We start from the raw sequence: 367 nt of genomic DNA, 5'->3' as shown, positions 1-367 counted from the left end.
TTACCTTATATCGAGTTGGTGGAACAATATGGGCAATTTGAAATAGATCAGAAACTCAATGCGAATCCCGATCTCAGTTACATCGCTATGGCAGCACGACGCCCTAACAATTACCACATCAATGCCAGTGTATACAGTGATGCAGGTACAGGGTATGCCCAGCAAGCCACTTTGGACTTTTGCCCGTATGCAACATTATCCGCCGACATTGGTTATCTTGATACGTCATTTGTAATTGCCAACGTTGCCGAGTTTGCAAACTTGGCTGCGGGTAATCGCATTCAGATTGACAATGAGTTGATGACTTTCGTTGCTTATGATGCTGCTACTTTAACACTCACAGTTAAGCGCGGAACATATGACACAG

General features: G+C 44.1%; 1 pseudogene. It reads left to right on the top strand.

Features of this window, described 5'->3' with window-relative positions:
* Positions 1-367: pseudogene (locus LVY74_RS17635) on the top strand (phage tail protein); the annotation flags it as partial.

This window comes from Acinetobacter sp. ME22 (assembly GCF_022012315.1).
GTDB lineage: Bacteria > Pseudomonadota > Gammaproteobacteria > Pseudomonadales > Moraxellaceae > Acinetobacter > Acinetobacter brisouii_A.
This window is presented reverse-complemented; position numbering and strand designations above follow the sequence as displayed.